General features: G+C 29.8%; 16 protein-coding genes and 2 pseudogenes. 2 read left to right on the top strand and 16 right to left on the bottom strand.

Annotated elements, in window-relative coordinates:
* Positions 1–77: 77 nt before the first annotated feature.
* The 3 genes from BX659_RS11735 to BX659_RS11725 all read right to left on the bottom strand — a co-directional run bounded on the left by BX659_RS11735 (position 78) and on the right by BX659_RS11725 (position 2,653).
* Positions 78–911 (bottom strand): ABC transporter permease, encoded by an 834-nt coding sequence (locus BX659_RS11735; RefSeq protein WP_097018476.1) that lies wholly within the window; start codon positions 909–911, stop codon positions 78–80.
* A complete protein-coding gene (locus BX659_RS11730) occupies positions 912–2,096 on the bottom strand; it encodes a quaternary amine ABC transporter ATP-binding protein (protein WP_097018475.1) in 1,185 nt (394 codons plus the stop codon).
* 350 nt (positions 2,097–2,446) lie between these two features.
* Positions 2,447–2,653 carry a hypothetical protein gene (locus BX659_RS11725; protein WP_097018474.1) on the bottom strand — a complete coding sequence of 69 codons (207 nt, stop codon included), beginning with the start codon at positions 2,651–2,653 and terminating at the stop codon, positions 2,447–2,449.
* Positions 2,654–2,828: 175 nt separating this feature from the next.
* Between BX659_RS11725 and BX659_RS11720 the strand changes: the two genes are divergently transcribed.
* Positions 2,829–3,203 (top strand): PH domain-containing protein, encoded by a 375-nt coding sequence (locus tag BX659_RS11720; protein ID WP_097018473.1) that lies wholly within the window; start codon positions 2,829–2,831, stop codon positions 3,201–3,203.
* 16 nt (positions 3,204–3,219) lie between these two features.
* On the opposite strand, the gene BX659_RS11715 is transcribed toward BX659_RS11720, so the two are convergent.
* The 6 genes from BX659_RS11715 to BX659_RS11690 all read right to left on the bottom strand — a co-directional run bounded on the left by BX659_RS11715 (position 3,220) and on the right by BX659_RS11690 (position 10,098).
* Complete coding sequence (locus BX659_RS11715) at positions 3,220–3,897, bottom strand: 4'-phosphopantetheinyl transferase family protein (RefSeq protein ID WP_097018472.1); 678 nt, start codon at positions 3,895–3,897, stop codon at positions 3,220–3,222.
* 130 nt (positions 3,898–4,027) lie between these two features.
* Positions 4,028–4,819, bottom strand: a complete 792-nt coding sequence (locus BX659_RS11710) for a LuxR C-terminal-related transcriptional regulator (RefSeq protein WP_097018471.1) — start codon at positions 4,817–4,819, stop codon at positions 4,028–4,030.
* 215 nt (positions 4,820–5,034) lie between these two features.
* Complete coding sequence (locus BX659_RS11705) at positions 5,035–6,159, bottom strand: hypothetical protein (RefSeq protein WP_097018470.1); 1,125 nt, start codon at positions 6,157–6,159, stop codon at positions 5,035–5,037.
* Positions 6,160–6,237: 78 nt separating this feature from the next.
* A complete protein-coding gene (locus BX659_RS11700) occupies positions 6,238–7,008 on the bottom strand; it encodes an outer membrane lipoprotein-sorting protein (protein WP_097018469.1) in 771 nt (256 codons plus the stop codon).
* Positions 7,009–7,167: 159 nt separating this feature from the next.
* Positions 7,168–9,471 carry an efflux RND transporter permease subunit gene (locus BX659_RS11695; RefSeq protein WP_253250761.1) on the bottom strand — a complete coding sequence of 768 codons (2,304 nt, stop codon included), beginning with the start codon at positions 9,469–9,471 and terminating at the stop codon, positions 7,168–7,170.
* A 198-nt stretch (positions 9,472–9,669) separates the two neighbouring features.
* Positions 9,670–10,098 (bottom strand): MarR family winged helix-turn-helix transcriptional regulator, encoded by a 429-nt coding sequence (locus tag BX659_RS11690; protein WP_097018468.1) that lies wholly within the window; start codon positions 10,096–10,098, stop codon positions 9,670–9,672.
* 338 nt (positions 10,099–10,436) lie between these two features.
* Between BX659_RS11690 and BX659_RS11685 the strand changes: the two genes are divergently transcribed.
* Complete coding sequence (locus tag BX659_RS11685; protein ID WP_216358809.1) at positions 10,437–10,664, top strand: hypothetical protein; 228 nt, start codon at positions 10,437–10,439, stop codon at positions 10,662–10,664.
* A 44-nt stretch (positions 10,665–10,708) separates the two neighbouring features.
* Here BX659_RS11685 and BX659_RS11680 read toward each other — a convergent pair whose 3' ends face one another.
* From BX659_RS11680 to BX659_RS11655, 7 genes and pseudogenes are all read right to left on the bottom strand, one after another.
* On the bottom strand, positions 10,709–11,548 hold the full coding sequence (locus BX659_RS11680; RefSeq protein WP_097018466.1) for an EFR1 family ferrodoxin: 840 nt from the start codon (positions 11,546–11,548) through the stop codon (positions 10,709–10,711).
* 317 nt (positions 11,549–11,865) lie between these two features.
* Positions 11,866–12,297 (bottom strand): annotated as a pseudogene (locus BX659_RS19790) (IS30 family transposase); the annotation flags it as partial.
* A 92-nt stretch (positions 12,298–12,389) separates the two neighbouring features.
* Positions 12,390–13,334, bottom strand: coding sequence for an enoyl-[acyl-carrier-protein] reductase FabK (fabK, locus tag BX659_RS11670; RefSeq protein WP_097018465.1), 945 nt, complete (start codon positions 13,332–13,334; stop codon positions 12,390–12,392).
* A 16-nt stretch (positions 13,335–13,350) separates the two neighbouring features.
* Positions 13,351–13,698: pseudogene (locus BX659_RS11665) on the bottom strand (3-oxoacyl-[acyl-carrier-protein] synthase III C-terminal domain-containing protein); the annotation flags it as partial.
* 382 nt (positions 13,699–14,080) lie between these two features.
* Complete coding sequence (locus BX659_RS11660; RefSeq protein ID WP_181186439.1) at positions 14,081–14,263, bottom strand: hypothetical protein; 183 nt, start codon at positions 14,261–14,263, stop codon at positions 14,081–14,083.
* Positions 14,264–14,296: 33 nt separating this feature from the next.
* A complete protein-coding gene (locus tag BX659_RS19050; protein WP_172431928.1) occupies positions 14,297–14,467 on the bottom strand; it encodes a hypothetical protein in 171 nt (56 codons plus the stop codon).
* A 115-nt stretch (positions 14,468–14,582) separates the two neighbouring features.
* A complete protein-coding gene (locus BX659_RS11655; RefSeq protein WP_097018463.1) occupies positions 14,583–16,349 on the bottom strand; it encodes a thioesterase domain-containing protein in 1,767 nt (588 codons plus the stop codon).
* Positions 16,350–16,474: the final 125 nt, after the last annotated feature.

Raw genomic sequence — 16,474 nt, 5'->3', positions numbered from 1 at the left:
CACTATTCATTATTATTTATTATTTGTTAAAGTGTCACTTGATCAACCTATCTACTAGCATAAAACGCTATATTTCCTTATGAGCTAACTCTATCAGAGCTCTGACTGATACCACTAGTAACTCTATCTAAGATGATTGCTAGAATTACTACAGCTAAACCAGCCTCAAAACCAACTCCTATCTCCATTCTTTGAATTCCATTAAGCACTTGTGCCCCTAAACCACTGGCTCCAATCATTGAAGCAATAACTACCATCGATAGAGATAGCATAATTGATTGGTTAATCCCAGTCATAATAGCTGGTAGTGCTAAGGGCAATTTAATCTTTAAAAGCATCTGCCATGGATTTGAACCAAAGGAATGACCAACCTCTTCTAATTCACTTGGTACTTGACTTAATCCTAATTTGGTCAATCTAATCGCAGGTGGCATAGAAAAGATAACTGTTGCCATTATCCCTGGTACATTACCGATTCCAAAGAACATAACAGCTGGAATCAAGTAAACAAACGGTGGCATAGTCTGCATAAAATCCAAGACTGGCGTAAGTAATTTATCCAAAAAATCATTATTACTCATTAAAATCCCCATAGGAATCCCTAGCAATAAAGAAATTACTGTAGCTACAAAAACTAACACAAAAGTCTGAATGGTAGGTACCCATAATCCCATACTAAATATCAATAATAAGCCTACTAAAGTAAAGGTTGCTACCTTCTTATCTGCCAAGAACCAAGCTATACCTACAAATAATAATATAATTATTAATGGTGGTAAAGCTAAGAATATTTCCTCTGTTTGAGCCATAAAATTACCAACTACCTGTGAGACCATCTCAAAAAAACCACCAAAATAAAGCAATAATAAATCAATAAACTTCTCTACAATAGCACCAATTCTTATATACATTTATATAATCTCCTCTCCAGCTAAGTTAGCCAGCACTGTACTTTTAACTATAATCCCTAATAATCTATCATTATCATCAACTACTGGTAATGGAGTATTCAAACCAGCTATATCAGAAAATAATTCATCTATACTCTCTTCAGGACTAGCAACCTTTGTTTCCTTGATCAAATTAGCTAAGTTATCCTCGCTATTATTAACTGCCTTTAAAGCATCTTCCCCTCTTACAACCCCTTTAAATTCACGATGCTCTCCTACTACAAAGATACTTGAAATCCCCTCTTCCTTCATCTTATGCATAGCAGTTTTTGGTCCATTATTCTCATAAAGTAGAGCTAGGGGTTTAACCATAATATCTTGAGCAGTCAATACCTTTGAACGATTTACACCCTGTACAAACTCTCTAATATAATCATTCTCAGCATTATTCAATATCTCTTCGGGAGTACCGATTTGAATAATATCACCATCCTTCATAATAGCGATCCGATCCCCTAATTTTAGAGCTTCATCTAAATCATGAGTTATAAATATTATAGTCTTGTCTAACTCCTCATATAACTCTAATAATCTATCTTGCATATCCCTTTTGATTAATGGGTCTAAAGCACTAAAAGGCTCATCCATCAATAAGATATCAGGATCAATTGCTAAGGCACGTGCCAACCCTACTCTCTGTTGCATTCCACCACTTAACTGGTCTGGATATTGGTCTTCCCAACCTGCTAATCCTACACGCTCTAAAGCATCTTTAGCTATCACTACTCTCTTATCTTTAGGAATATCTTGAATCTCCAGCCCAAATTCCGTATTCTCTAATATAGTTCTATTTGGTAAAAGTCCAAAGTTTTGAAATACCATTCCAAACTTATCCTTTCTAATCTCTCTTAACTCCTCTTTACTCAAATCAGTTAGACTGACACCATCTAGTCTAACCTCTCCTGCTGTTGGCTCAACCAATCTATTAAGACACCTCAATAAAGTTGATTTTCCACTGCCTGACAATCCCATAATTACAAAGATTTCTTTGGAATTAATCTCAAAGTTTGCGTTATTAACCCCCACTGTCAAACCCGTCTCTCTAAATACCTCTTCTTTTGAATAACCCTTTTCCAACAATCTAATCGCTTTCTGTGGTTTCTTACCAAAAACCTTATAAAGGTTATTTACTTCAATCTTATCCACTTATTCAACCTCCTATAATATTCTTGATTCATTGACAAATATTCAACATAATAAACACCTTTAAAAGTAATATCTAGTTAAATATCTTATCTCAAAATTAAGTAACTTATCAAATATCTGTAGCTATAACTCTTTTTCCAGCTTATATATTATTTCTATATTACAAAAAGATACTTGCAACAAAAAATCTTTGGAATATTCCAAAGATTTAAATATATATATTTAAAATTATTTAATGATAGTACTTATTAATACTGTTACCACTCATAAATCTTATAATATATACCTTGCTTTGTCAAATCGACCAAAATCAAATTAAGATTTATTAAAATCGGAGATCTCTCTGATTATTAATTCCAAAAATATAACTTAACTAAGATTAAATCTGATTTAGGAATAAAACCAATATCATATAAATGATACTCTCTTAGCTTAGGGTTTATCTCCTTAGCTTTCTTGATAAAGGCACGTAACTCCTCAATTAAATGTAATGAATCTGTATCCTCAGAATCATCTAAATCTATATAACGATTGATAGTCAATAAATTCTTATTCATAATTATTCCTCCTTAACCCATCTATATATTATAATATGCAAGTAACATTGATTGTGTGAAAATTTATTTATATATTAATATTAACATCTTCTTCTTTTAATATTCTCTAAATCGATGATATCTCCCCTAAATTATGGTATAATAAACTAATATATTATAAAAATGGAGGTGTTTTATGGGATTCTTAGATGGATTGATGGGTAATGCTACTGAGATGAATGCTAAAGAGGTAGAACAAGAGCTAACTGAAGTATTGCTTACTGGAGAAAATGTGAACAAAGGCTATAAGGTATTAAGAGATTTTTTTGTATTTACTGACAAAAGGCTTATTATTGTAGATAAACAAGGGATTACAGGAAAGAAGATTGAATATCACTCAATTCCTTATTCAAGTATTAGACACTTTAGTGTTGAAACTGCTGGTAGTTTTGATGCAGACTCAGAATTAAAGCTATGGGTTGCAGGTGCGAGTATGCCAATCCAAAAGCAATTTGGAAAGAGTAATAATATTCTCGAGGTTCAAAAGACTCTAGCTGAGTATGTACTGTAACAAAAGAAAAGAGCTACTAGATTAAATCTAGTAGCTCTTTTCTAATTATTTTATCAGGAAAATAATTACTACAAGCACATACTGCTAACTTATATTCAGTATCTATATCATACATTCTAAAAAAATATCTACCTAAATTATTAGATACTTTTAAGCTTATATTTTGATTATCTATTCTTCTTACTATAAAAGAGTCCAAAGGCAAAAATAGACCTTTACCTACTGCTTTAATATAACTTTCTTTTAATGTCCATAAATCATAAAAACAACTTAATTTATTCTCTTTTTTTTGAGAAATTAAATCTATATATTCCTTTTTTGAAAAAAATTTTTTAGCAATTTCTAAATCAATAGGTTCTATTCTTTCTATATCTATGCCAATAGACTTATTATCTACTGCACATACTATCCATTCTCCTGAATGAGATATATTAAAATAGAAATTAGAATATTTTTTTAAAAAAGGCTTTCCATATTTATTATTTTCAAATTCTATTTCTTGATTATCAATCTTCAATCTATGACTTATTACTTTCCTAATCAATAGCTCTCCTAATACTGTTCTATAAGCATCTTCTTTTTTTAAATATTTTTTAATACTCTTCTGTTTTTCTAGAGAAACTAAAGAAATCATCTTCTTGAATTTTAAATCATCTATACAAGCCTCTAATTTTACAGAAAATATTTCCAACATAAATAATCCCCTTTATTTAAGTCACTAGTTATTAATCATAATATAGTAATTAATTTCAAAAATAACCTTCTAATATTACAATTTCATCTGCTAAAATTAAATGTTTTTTACCAGATTAACTTAAGCTTCCTTATTCAATTTTCTTTAAATCAAGACATCTATATTTTATCGCCTTAGTGATAGCATGATATAAATTCTTCGCCTCTAAAAAATCACAGACTTTACTTCGATGATATTTTACAGCAGAATGAGAAATATGTAAAATAGCACTAATTTCATTTATTGTATGACCTATAGCTGATAATTTTAATATTTCTTCTGTCAATTCATTTAGTATTATCTTTTCTTGACCTGAAAAAAAAATAATCTTTGTCATTTGGGCGACTAACTTACTGAGTAATAATTCAAATAACATGTTATCAATTTCTGCAATTTCTCTATCAAAAATCGACATATTTAGATAAGCAACTACCTTCTTATTAACTATAATAGGAGTTGCTATAGATTCCCAATCATAAAAATAATCACAATAATGTTCATCTCCTTTTAAATGAACAATATTATTTATATTAATTGCTAAAGAAATCGCATTAGTCCCACAACTATCTTCTGTAAAATATGCTCCTTCTTTAAGCTGAAAATTACTTTCCTTCTCATTATAATTACAAAAATGTTTTGCCATGAGTACCCCATCAGAATCAGTTAATAGGAATAAATAAGATTTATCACTAACATATTTAGCTGTCAATAATTTTATTTGTTTCATAAATAATTTAACCAAGTAGTTATTATCATTCTTTATCTTTTTTAATTCATTTTGGCTAACATATTTGTTAAACTTATTTAATTTTTTATTTATATTCTTTTTATAGCACCTGTACCAAGAATCTTTTAATAACTCTCCTGTTATACTTTCTACCATCTTTTTCACCTCAAAGTTATATACTTTTGATTTTATATATTAAGATAAAAAATTAACCTTATAACATTCTTTTGAAGCATTTCAGCTAAAATCAACTCCCTTAGCATTTAAAGACAACTTCTTTATACAGATATTAGAAATAAATAATCTTATCTGTTTCTGATGTTGATATATAAAGTGTTTACTGCTATTACTATTATTAAAGCACTAAGCACCTAAAACTCTATCTTTAATCTTGTATAAACCCTATCTTTCCCCAGCTTAGAAACAACAGCATCATCTTCATCATCACTATCAACATAGGTTCCACCTATCTGTAACTCAACAGCATTGGCTAACGAATAATTAAACTGTGGTTCAACTACAAAAGTTTCTGTTTCCAGTTCATAATTAATATTACATTCTATTTGATGAAACTGAAAAATCGGTCTATCAGCATGGAAATTTAAAATTTTAATATCATCTTCATTGTCTAAACGACCACCTTTAAAATAATACTGACCTACTAAATATAAATCATCACTAAATTTATAATCTATACCCAGCGCTGCCTCTAAACGATTATCAAATTGATTATCCTCATAAATACTATAAGCCGTTTCTGTCCAAACTCCCATCTCTCCAAAATCTCCAATAAAATCGAAACCAATTCTATTAGCTTCTGGATAAATAAATTTTCCTTTATCATTTTCTATAAATTCCTTATCAAAACCATGGTAAGTACTTGCTGATAAGTCAAACCCCTTGAAAGCACGTTTTGTTATTTTAAATCCTCCTTGGATATTTTCAATATCATTTTCTACTCCTGTTACCCCTTTAATCTTTAACAAATTTTCTTTTTCTTCAGATAACTTGTTTCTTTCAAAATATGGTGTTATTACTCCTGTTATCTCTAAACCATTGGCAGTATAATATATTCCCTTAACTGCTTTAACACCAAGCTTCTCATCTAAAGGCTTTATGGCTGTATAATCATGAGGATTAAAATAATCTGTTGGTTGTAGTTTATAAGAGCTTCCCCAATTAATTATCTGTTTCCCAATTCGCCAATCAATATTATCTGTATAATAATTTAAGTAAGCTTCATTAAGTTCTATTTCTGCATCTTCATTCTTCATAGAATAAGTAGCCAAATCTATATACATATCTGCATCAAAACCAAAATTCTTTTTTAACTCTAAATCCAACCTCTCTCGGCCTATCAATTCTCCATCATCAGAAATTCCTTCAATACTACTATCTAATGTTCCAGAAATCTCTAATTTATCTTTAGCAAAAACTCCTGTACTACAAATTAAAAATATTACTATAGGTAAAATAAAATTTCTTCTTTTTAGCATTACTAATTCCTCCTATTTATATTAACTATAATAAATAACAAGTGACAAGTTACTCATCACTTATCACTTGTTACCAATTTAATATCTTCTTAAATATCTTGGACTAAAGATACGGTCATTTACCTTATCATTATAAACAACTGATTCTAAATAAAGTATAGTCTTTGTTCCTTTTTGTACATCTTCCATTATCACCTTCTGAGGTGTCCAATAACCTTGAATCTGTTTAACATTGTAGTTTGTCAAAATCTTCTGTAGCTTATCTCTAGAATCATAAAATTCAACTTTAGTTGGATACCAAGTCTTCTTACTTAGAATTAATTTCCCATACTTATAATCTATATCTTCATCAGTAGGAATTATCTTTAAAGTATATTCTTGTTCATTCTCTTCCAAAACTATTGCCTTATAATCATCATTATAATTTTCTGCACCTATTAACGACAAATCATTGTAGCTAAAGTCTGTTCCTACAAAACTGCCATTTTTTTGGCTTCCAGAAATCTTTCTTACTGATCCTAAAGCAGGCAAATATAAATACATATCCTCATCATCAATTTCAGGCTTATCTATAGATAAAAATCCTGTTCCTTCTACATCAGATGGTGATAAAAAACGACTTAAAGCTTTTTTTCTTTCTATCTTTTTACTTATATTTCTTAAAGTCCTAACTCTCTTACTTCCTGAAGAATCATATAACTCTAGTTTGAGTTCCATCTGAGTTGTCTGAACATCTCTAACTTCTTCCATTTTATTCAATACATCATCACCTGTCATCTTAGCAGAAGCTACAACAGTTAAACTAAAAATCAATACTATTAAAGTAGTCAAACTAATAATTTTTTTCATTATATATTTCCTCCTTTGTTTATTGCTCTTTTATTTTAAAGTAAAATAATTGACATTAAGACAGTAAAAAGTAATGGGTGACAAATGACAAGAAGATATTATTACTCATTACCCATCACTCATCATTATCTATATTAAAATCTAACTAATATAATTATATTAGTTTTGATATTCAACTCTTTCCGCAACCCCTTTAATCTTCTCTTGGGGTTTAGTTTCTAGAAACTTAGGTTTAAAGATAATACAAAGCGCTGGTAAAAACAATAATGCCCCTAATAAGCAAGCTCCTATTGAAACTACAACTAAAAATCCAAAGAACTTCACTGGTAGGAAATCGGAAATCATTAAGGCTACAAACCCAATAACAACTGATAAAGCATTAAAAACTATCCCTCTTCCTGTTGTTGTTAATGTAATCCTAATTGCTTCTACAGTATTTCTGACTTTTTTCTCTTCACGATATCTCCATAAGAAATGAATTGTATAATCAACCCCTACTCCAACCATTACAGACGATAATAAAGCTGTTGCTATATTTAACTCAATCTTAAAAAATCCCATTAACCCAAATAAGCTAACTATAGCTAGAGATAAAGGTATTATAGACATTACACCAGCAACTGGTGATCTAAATAAGAACATTACAATTATACCTACAACTATAGCTGCTGTAATTAAACTCATTAACTGCCCTTTAACTACTGCATCACTTAATTCAGATTGTAAATCACCAAAGCCTCCTACAATTTTTAATGGTGAATCTTTATCCTTCTTAATGTAATCTCTGATATATCCAACTAGTTCTTGGATATCTCCAGTACTATTAGTAGGTATCTTAGCAGTAATTAAAGCATGTTTACGCTCAAAATCTACTAATTTTTTAAGATCACCAGAACTTTCGTATAACATAAAATATTGAGGAATAGCATTTTTATTATCAGGAATTGTATCAAATCTTTCATCCCCACTATGAAGCTCTTTGTTCATCTTTCTCATTATCTTAGAAATTGCTCCTACATCTCCAACATTTTTATGCTTGATAATCGTTTCTTCAAAATTGCTTATTTTTTCCATTACTTTAGGGTCTGTAATATCACCTTCTGCCATTATTGAGATAGTATTAGCTCCTCCAAAATATTTATTACCTGCATTAGTAGCCTTAGTAACACTTGAATCCTCTTTAAAATAATTAACTGGATTAGTATCTATCTTCAGATAAAAGACTCCTAAAGAAATTAAAGCTACAATTACAATAAACACTATAGTTATCTTCTTAGGATTAACTGTTACAAAATTGGCAGTAAAATCAAGTAATCTTTCTAATAACCCCTTCTTTCCTTCTCCAACAGCAGTTTCTATTGGCTTAGCTTTAGGTAAAAGAACCATTACAGCTGGTATAAATGTTATACTAGCTATCAATGCAAAACCAATCCCTATTGCAGCAAGGATGCCAAGTTCCTTGGCAGGCACCATAATATGTGTCATTAAACATAACATTCCTGCTATTGTAGTAAGTCCTGCAGCGATAATTGGTGCTCCTAAGCTTGAAACCACTTTAGCTACTAACTTTTCTTCACTCAAATTTACTTTTGAAGTATTCTCTTCCTGATAATGAGCAATAATATGGATTCCATAATCATTAGCTATTGCTATTAAAGACATTGGTAAAATAACTGTAATCAAATATATCTTCCAATTTAACATTGGAATTAATCCCATTGAAATAATAATAGACATCACTACTACCATAAAAGGTAATAATACACCCCTAAACTGTCTAAAACATAGATATAAGAATACCAACATAATCAATAAAGCTAAGGGCATCAACTTCTTCATATCACTTTGAGTATTTTTACTAACCTCTGCTCTGATTATTGGCATCCCAGCTAACTTAACTTCTTCATCTCCAGGTATATCTTCTATTAGTTTATTAACCTTTGTTAATATTAAATCATCTGTAACATCATCTTTTAAGACTCCTATAATTGCCATTGCTTTAAAATCTCTAGAGATTATACTACCATAAATCAACTCATTATTTTTTATTCTTTCTTTTATTACTTCTTCTTGTTTATCACTTTGAGGTATTGTTTCAATAGCATCCTCAACAATCAGCATATAATCTTCTCCTCTTATATCCTGTACAGTAAAAGGACTATTTACTTTATCTATCTCTTCCCAAGTTTCTAACTCATCTGATATCTTTTTCGCTCTATTTAAAGTTTTTGCATTTAAGATATCATCTGTTTCTAAAATAATCATTATCGCATCAGTTCCACCAAAGACATCTTCAATTTTATCCAGATTTACTCTCGAAGTCATATGTTCAGGTATCAATCCTTTAAGACTAGGATCCATCTCCACCTTTGGAATTTGTAAAGCAAACCAAACTGTAATTAATAAAAATAAACTAATAACTATCCATGGATGGCGAATAGAAAAATTTGATACTTTGTTCATAAAACAACTCATCTCCTTATTATAAACTTATAATTTATTTTAAAGCATTAAAATAATAATTTTAATACTCATTATCAACTAACAATAAAAATGATAACTTTTTCCATTTTTATACTAAATTAATTCTATTTTGGAATAATTCATTTTTCGCAGTATTTAGAAAAAATATACTCTCTTCAATATAAAAATACTTGACTCCTATTTATTTAATAACGCTTTCTTAACTTTAGCTAATAATTGAGAAGTTTTTTTCAGCTCCTCTTCAGAAAGATTAAATAAATATTTTTTAAATATGCCCTTATATTCTTGTTTATGATTTCGATAATATTCTTCCCCCTTAGCAGAGAGACTTATTAAAACAACACGTCTATCCTTCTCACTTCGACATCGACTGAGATATCCTTTTTCAATTAAACGATTAACAATACTTGTCATAGTAGTTGGTGGAGTAGAGAAAAATGAAGCTAATTCTGACATAGTTGCAGATTCTCTTTGACCAATTAACTCAATTAAAAAATGCTCCTCGATACTAAAGTCTTTATCTACTTCAGAAACATGTTCAAAAATTATTTCTACGAAATCTGTTAAAATTCTTTCTGCTATATTTATTCTCTCATCTAAATTCATAATTAAAACCACCTTATCAAAATATTAATAATATTACGAACTTCGAACTATCTGCCATAATTATAATCCATATATTAACTTTTGTCAACAAATATTTACATTGAATTCTGGCAAAAATTATAGTCCTAATAATAATATAAAAATTTTAACAAATTTAATTATTAATACAAAATAAAAGAAAACTCCCTTCTTAGTATAATCCCCTTATAGTAAACACATTAAAAAAAGTTCCTTATAATGATAAAGGTACAGTGACTACTATATAGGGGGTTTTTCTATGTCAAAAACTAATAAGATATACAGTAAAAAAAATTAAACTTAAAGCTGTTAATATGTATTTGAATGAAAATATTGGTGCACCTACTATAGCTAAAATACTTGAATCATCTGATAAAAACAGAGTTTATCTTTGGGTTAAACACTATAATGAAAAAGGCAAATCTGCTTTTAATGAAGAAATAAGAGGTAAATTTAGAGGGAAAAGAAAAGGTAGACCTAAAACAAAATTCAACTCATTGGAAGAAGAAATTAAATATCTTAAAAGGAACTTGGAATTCAGTCTGTGATCCATAAGAAAGTGTATAGACGCTAGTATAGCAACCAAATCTCTTCAAATATAAATTTTAGGTTCTTTACGCTTTCTCCCTTTTTTATTTAAAAATTTCTTTACAAGCCACTCCATATTAAATTCTATCTCCTTTGCATTTAATGGGCAATATTTCACACAAGCATAACAACGCAAACAAATCTTTTTATTTACTTCCAGTTTTTGTTCATTAATTGCTTTCGTAGAACAAATCTCAACACATTTTTTACATCCATTACATTTATTTTTATCTATTACAGGAATTTTAGCAAATAATTTTGCACCATCTTTAGGCAAAACTTTTGCAATAATAGGAATTAACCTTGCTAACAAGGTAGATTGCTCAGTAATCTTTATTTCTGATATACTTTGTAAATCATTTATCTGCTTTAATTTTTCTACTACTTTTTCCCCAAATTCTTTTGCTTTATATAAATCACACATATCTGGACGACCTATAGCTAATTTTATTTTTTCATAAGAAAATGAATGCTCTCCAATAAAAGAAGAAGCCCCTATTATTTTAAACTTTCTCTTCTTCAACAGATAATATAACTGTTTGAGAGCTATTCCTGGCTCAACATTACCATAAACAGAAACTAATATAACTGGTTGATTATTCCCTCTTAATTTTTTTAAATAAGGTAAAAGAATATCAGGTATTCTTGCTCCATAAACTGGAACTCCAATGATTAAAACTTCTTTATCATCAAAATTAATGTTTAAATTTTTACGAATATTTGGCTCAGTTAAGTTTATTGTTCTTATATTCTTAACTTTCATACTTTTTGTAATTTGATTAATAACCTGTTGAGTTGTCTTAGTTGGTGAAAAATATATTCTTGTTAACTTGTTAATCTCCACTTTGATCACCTCTGAACATTCTTTTAATTCAATAAAACTTATCTATATTTTAATAGCATTCCAAAAAATCTATATGCTTACAGGCGTGTTGGTTATCCCTAAAAAGTAAATAAAAAAAATAAAGAAAGGAACACCTCTTTATAGTATTCACCACAAATACTATAAAGAGGTGTTCCTATGAATAAGAATAGCCGAATTATGGATATAACGCAAATTTTTTCAACTCTAGAAAAAGTAGTAAGAACTGCAATATAGAATGCACGATTTTTTCTAAGATATTTATACCTCAAATATAACATAAACTCTAAGCAGCTTTTAACTGTTTTTTTAAATATATCATTTGCACTCTTAAAACCAAACATCTCTCTAGGATAATTATTTGTCCATCTTTCAATTCTTTTAATTTCGTTTCTACTAATATCTTTAAAACTAGTTCCTTTTGGAAAGAACCTTCTAATCATTTTATTTAAATTTTCATTACTGCCCCTTTGTCATGAACAATAAGAACCAGCATAATACTGTTTTGTTCTTGGAATACTACTTTTGGTAAATGACGTCTCTACCCCTTCATAATCATAAAATTCTTTACCATTATCTATTGTTATTGTCTTAAATAAATCTCTAAGCTTTTTTACATCTATCCTTCTTTCTATTCGATCCAATCCATTAATAACTGCCTCTTATTTCTTATTAAGTATTTTCTCAATTATTTCTTTTCTACTATATCTTTCTGTTAAAACTAATACAAATCGCTAACAAAAATAACTATACCCCTAATAGGTAATCCCTATTGATACTACAACTAAAAACCAAATAATTTTACTCTTCCTAGTTATTGCTTTCAAACTATTAATTCACAATTCTTCTTCATTACCTTCTCTGCACCTTCAACAATATCAAGGATAATATCCTCTGCTGGCTCTACCTTTGTTACCATCGCAGCTACTTGACCAGCCATAACGGTTCCCTCAATTACATCTCCATCAACTACTGCCCTTCTCAATCTTCCAATACCTAACGTTTCAATCTCTTCTTTCAGGGCTCCTTTTTGCTCTATAGCTTGAATTTGACGAGTTAATTTATTCTTAAGGTTTCTAACTGGATGACCAGTAGAACGAGCCGTAACTATCGCATCTCTATCCCTTGCTTTTAAAATAGCCTTCTTGTAATTTTCATGGGCTGTACACTCTTTAGCACAGATAAAACGGGTACCAACCTGTACCCCTACTGCACCTAATGAAAGTACAGCTGCTAAACCATAACCATCAGCAACTCCTCCTGCTGCAATTACTGGCAAATCAACTGACCTAACAATTTGAGGAATTAAAGGCATTGTAGTTAACTCACCAATATGACCTCCTGCTTCACTTCCTTCTGCAATAATCGCATCAACACCCAAACGGGCCATTCTTTTAGCAAGTGCAACTGAAGGGACAACAGGGATTATCATTATTCCAGCCTCTTTTAAATCTTCTATATACTTTCCTGGATTGCCAGCCCCTGTAGTAACTACAGGAACCTTCTCTTCAATTACAACCTCTATGACTTCATCTACATAGGGAGACAATAACATTACATTAACCCCAAAGGGTTTAGCTGTTACCTTCTTAACTTTTTGTATCTCTTCTCTGACAAGATCAGCAGGGGCATTACCTGCTCCTATAATACCTAAACCTCCAGCTTGAGAGACTGCCGTTGCTAACTCTCCAGTAGCAATCCAAGCCATTCCACCTTGAATCACTGGATAGTCTATATCTAATAACCTGCATAATTCTGTCTTAATCATTTTAATCTACCTCCCTTTAAACCCATTCAATAACTGTAGTGCCCCAAGTTAGTCCTGCTCCAAAGCCAACAAGGACAACTATATCTCCTCTCTTAACCTTAGCTTGCTTCACAGCTTCATCTAGAGCTAGAGGAATTGATGCTGCAGAAGTATTTCCATATTGATCAAGGTTGACATAAATTTGCTCCCTGTTTAATTTTAACCTTTTAGCCGCTGCATCAATGATTCTAATATTAGCCTGATGTGGAATCAAGTAATCAATGTCATCCCTAGTTAATCCTGCCTTCTTCAAAGCCTCTATAACAGCCTCTCCTAAAATTCTAACAGAAAACTTAAAGACCAGATTACCTTCCATCTCTAAATACTGTTAAATTAAATTTTAAATCAAATAAAACATATAAAGATCTTGCTAAAGACATAGGAATTGACTTCAATGCTTCAACTTAGATGTTATAAATAATATAGAGATAATAATAACTTAGCTTTTTTACTATACTTTTTCATTAAAAGCAAATAATCATCCATTAAAAATAGCTTTGACTGATAGCTAATTTCTCTGTATTTCCTTGGTAAATTGACATATACACAATCAAAGTTTTCATTGTTTAATTCCCTCTGGCTAATTATAATATTTCTATCTTATAATAAATTGTAAAAAAGGTAGATATTAAAAGTTAGGAATAAAAGATAAATAATGCTTTCTTTATCCTCTATTCCTAATTTTAGCTTACCTTAATATAAATACTTTATAAATCAATATTTAGCGAGTATTTCAAAGCATATAAAACATTACACATAAGTACAGCAAGTACAACTGGACCAATTCCAGCAGGAACAGACGTAAGCCAGCCTGCAAGCTCTTTTATCTTTTCAAAATCTACCCCTCCTCTTAAAAAAGTACTTGCACTAAATATCCTACCTTTATCCATATGCTCAGGTAAAGGTAACAAAACTACAATGCCTTATACAGTATCACCTTGATTATATTTTTCAATAATTCTGGTAACTTCCCCCTTCAGAAGTTTCTTTTGAATTAACCTCATGGATTCAAAACCTAACTTCTCTGCTAATTTAAAATGTAGCGATAAATTACGAGTAAGTAACTCTTTCTCCTTTCCCTCTACTTCAACCATCAAAATAGCTAACTGTGGAACTACTCCATAATCTTTCTTTATTTTAATTACCTCATAGTAACTTCTTTTAAAATATCTTCTTTAATATTAGTCGCTTTAAAAATTTTGCACTCATTTAATCATCCTTTTTTACTAAAAAATTTAACTTACTATTTATTTTTGTAGCTAACTCTTTAATATTAGTCTCTTTACCAAACAACGTAAAATGATCACCTGGTACATCAATTATCTCCATTTTTCCTCTTATATAAGTCTGCCACTTTTCTTTTGGTAAATCACTTGTATTAAGTAATTCTAAAAGTTTTTTTAATCCTACTCCCTTCTCCACAGCATTAAACATAACAATATTTCCTGAAAACTTATTATCAACTGTGGAATCACCTAATATTCTATGATTATGTTCCCATATTTCAAAAAACTTTTCCATATCTTCCTTTGCAACATTCATAGTAAAAAAAGATTCCTCTTTCATCGCATCAAACATTTTACCAAAATCATTACCTCTATAATATTTATCAGTCAATACTTGAAAATCTGAATTTAGATTGTGATTAATATACATATCTACAACTAATGGAAAAGCTTTAACAAAGTTCCCCCTACTTGCATTATCTTTGTAATAAGACATAGGTGCTAAACTATCCATCATAAAGATATCAAACACTTCATCCCCTGCTTTTTCAAGCTGTAATGCCATCTCATAAGCAGCATTTCCTCCAAATGAATATCCTCCAATTAAATATGGACCCTCAGGTCTTATTTTTTTCAATTCTTTAACATACTCTGCTGCAACCTCTTTTAAACCTAAATTTCCAATTTCTTTTATTCTACTTTCAGGGAATTGAATTCCATAAATAGTAAAGTTATCGGACAAGTAACGTTTTAATTGATGATAACACAAAATAGAACCACCAGCCGGATGAACAAGGAAAATTGGAATAGACAATTTACCTTGTTGAATTTTGGTTACTACTTCATTACCAATTAGTTTATTATTGCTTTTAAAATCAATCTTTTTCATTATATATTCTGCTATAACTTTAGGTGTTTGCAAATCCATAAATTCATTTAAAGCTAATTCAATTTTAAATACATTCTGTAACTCGGAAACAATTTCTACTGCCGATAACGATTCTCCACCTAAATCAAAATAGTTATCATTGACCTTAATATCTTCTTCTCCTAAAAATTCTTCCCAAATCTCGATCACTTTCTGTTCAACATCCAATTTATTTAATTCATTTACCTGACTATCATGTTGCTTTAGCAATTTATCTGTCTTTTCTTGAGTAGGTTCTATCCAAAATCTTTGTTTATCAAAAGGGTATGTAGGCAGCGATATATGTTTTTTAGATAATCCGCTGTATAATTTCCCCCAGTCAATTTTTAAGCCTTTAGTCCATAATGAACCAAATAAATTGAGTAATTTAGCTATCTCTGTACCTTCACTTTCTTCTTTTAATAAATTTATTGATAATATATCTTTATCAAAAGTGATGTTCTCTAAAATATTCTTAGAACCTATTTCGATAAGTACTTCATTATTAGATAAGTTTTTCTTGATATTTTTCTCTATCTTATTATTTTTTATCTCAAGAATTTCTTTCCAGTAAGAAAGACTTTCTATCTTCTTATCTCTTTCTGGAATTAATGCTGTTTCAGGTTCTTTAAATTTAATATTATTTAATAGAATTTCATTGTTATTTATAACACCTATTAATAATCCAAGTGCATCTTCTAAGGATAAAATACCAGAAATACAACTTGCCACATACTCTCCTACACCACCTTGAGTATAAATGCTATCTGGCTCAATTCCACATTCCTGTAGCATTTTAGCTACAGAATATTTCTTGATAAATGTAGAAAGTGATTTCCTCATCTTAAAAGAAATAACATCATCTACATCTTTGTTACACCACTTTACAAGTTTGACTATGCAATCTTGTCATCTCGTAGAAAAGAACTAATAGCTTTCTGAACTTTAGAATAAATTTTGCTACTTTC

It is taken from the genome of Orenia metallireducens (assembly GCF_003001995.1).
Taxonomy (GTDB): Bacteria; Bacillota; Halanaerobiia; order Halobacteroidales; family Halobacteroidaceae; genus Orenia; species Orenia metallireducens_B.
Note: the sequence above shows the minus strand (reverse complement) of the source record. Positions and strands in the feature narration are given on the sequence as shown.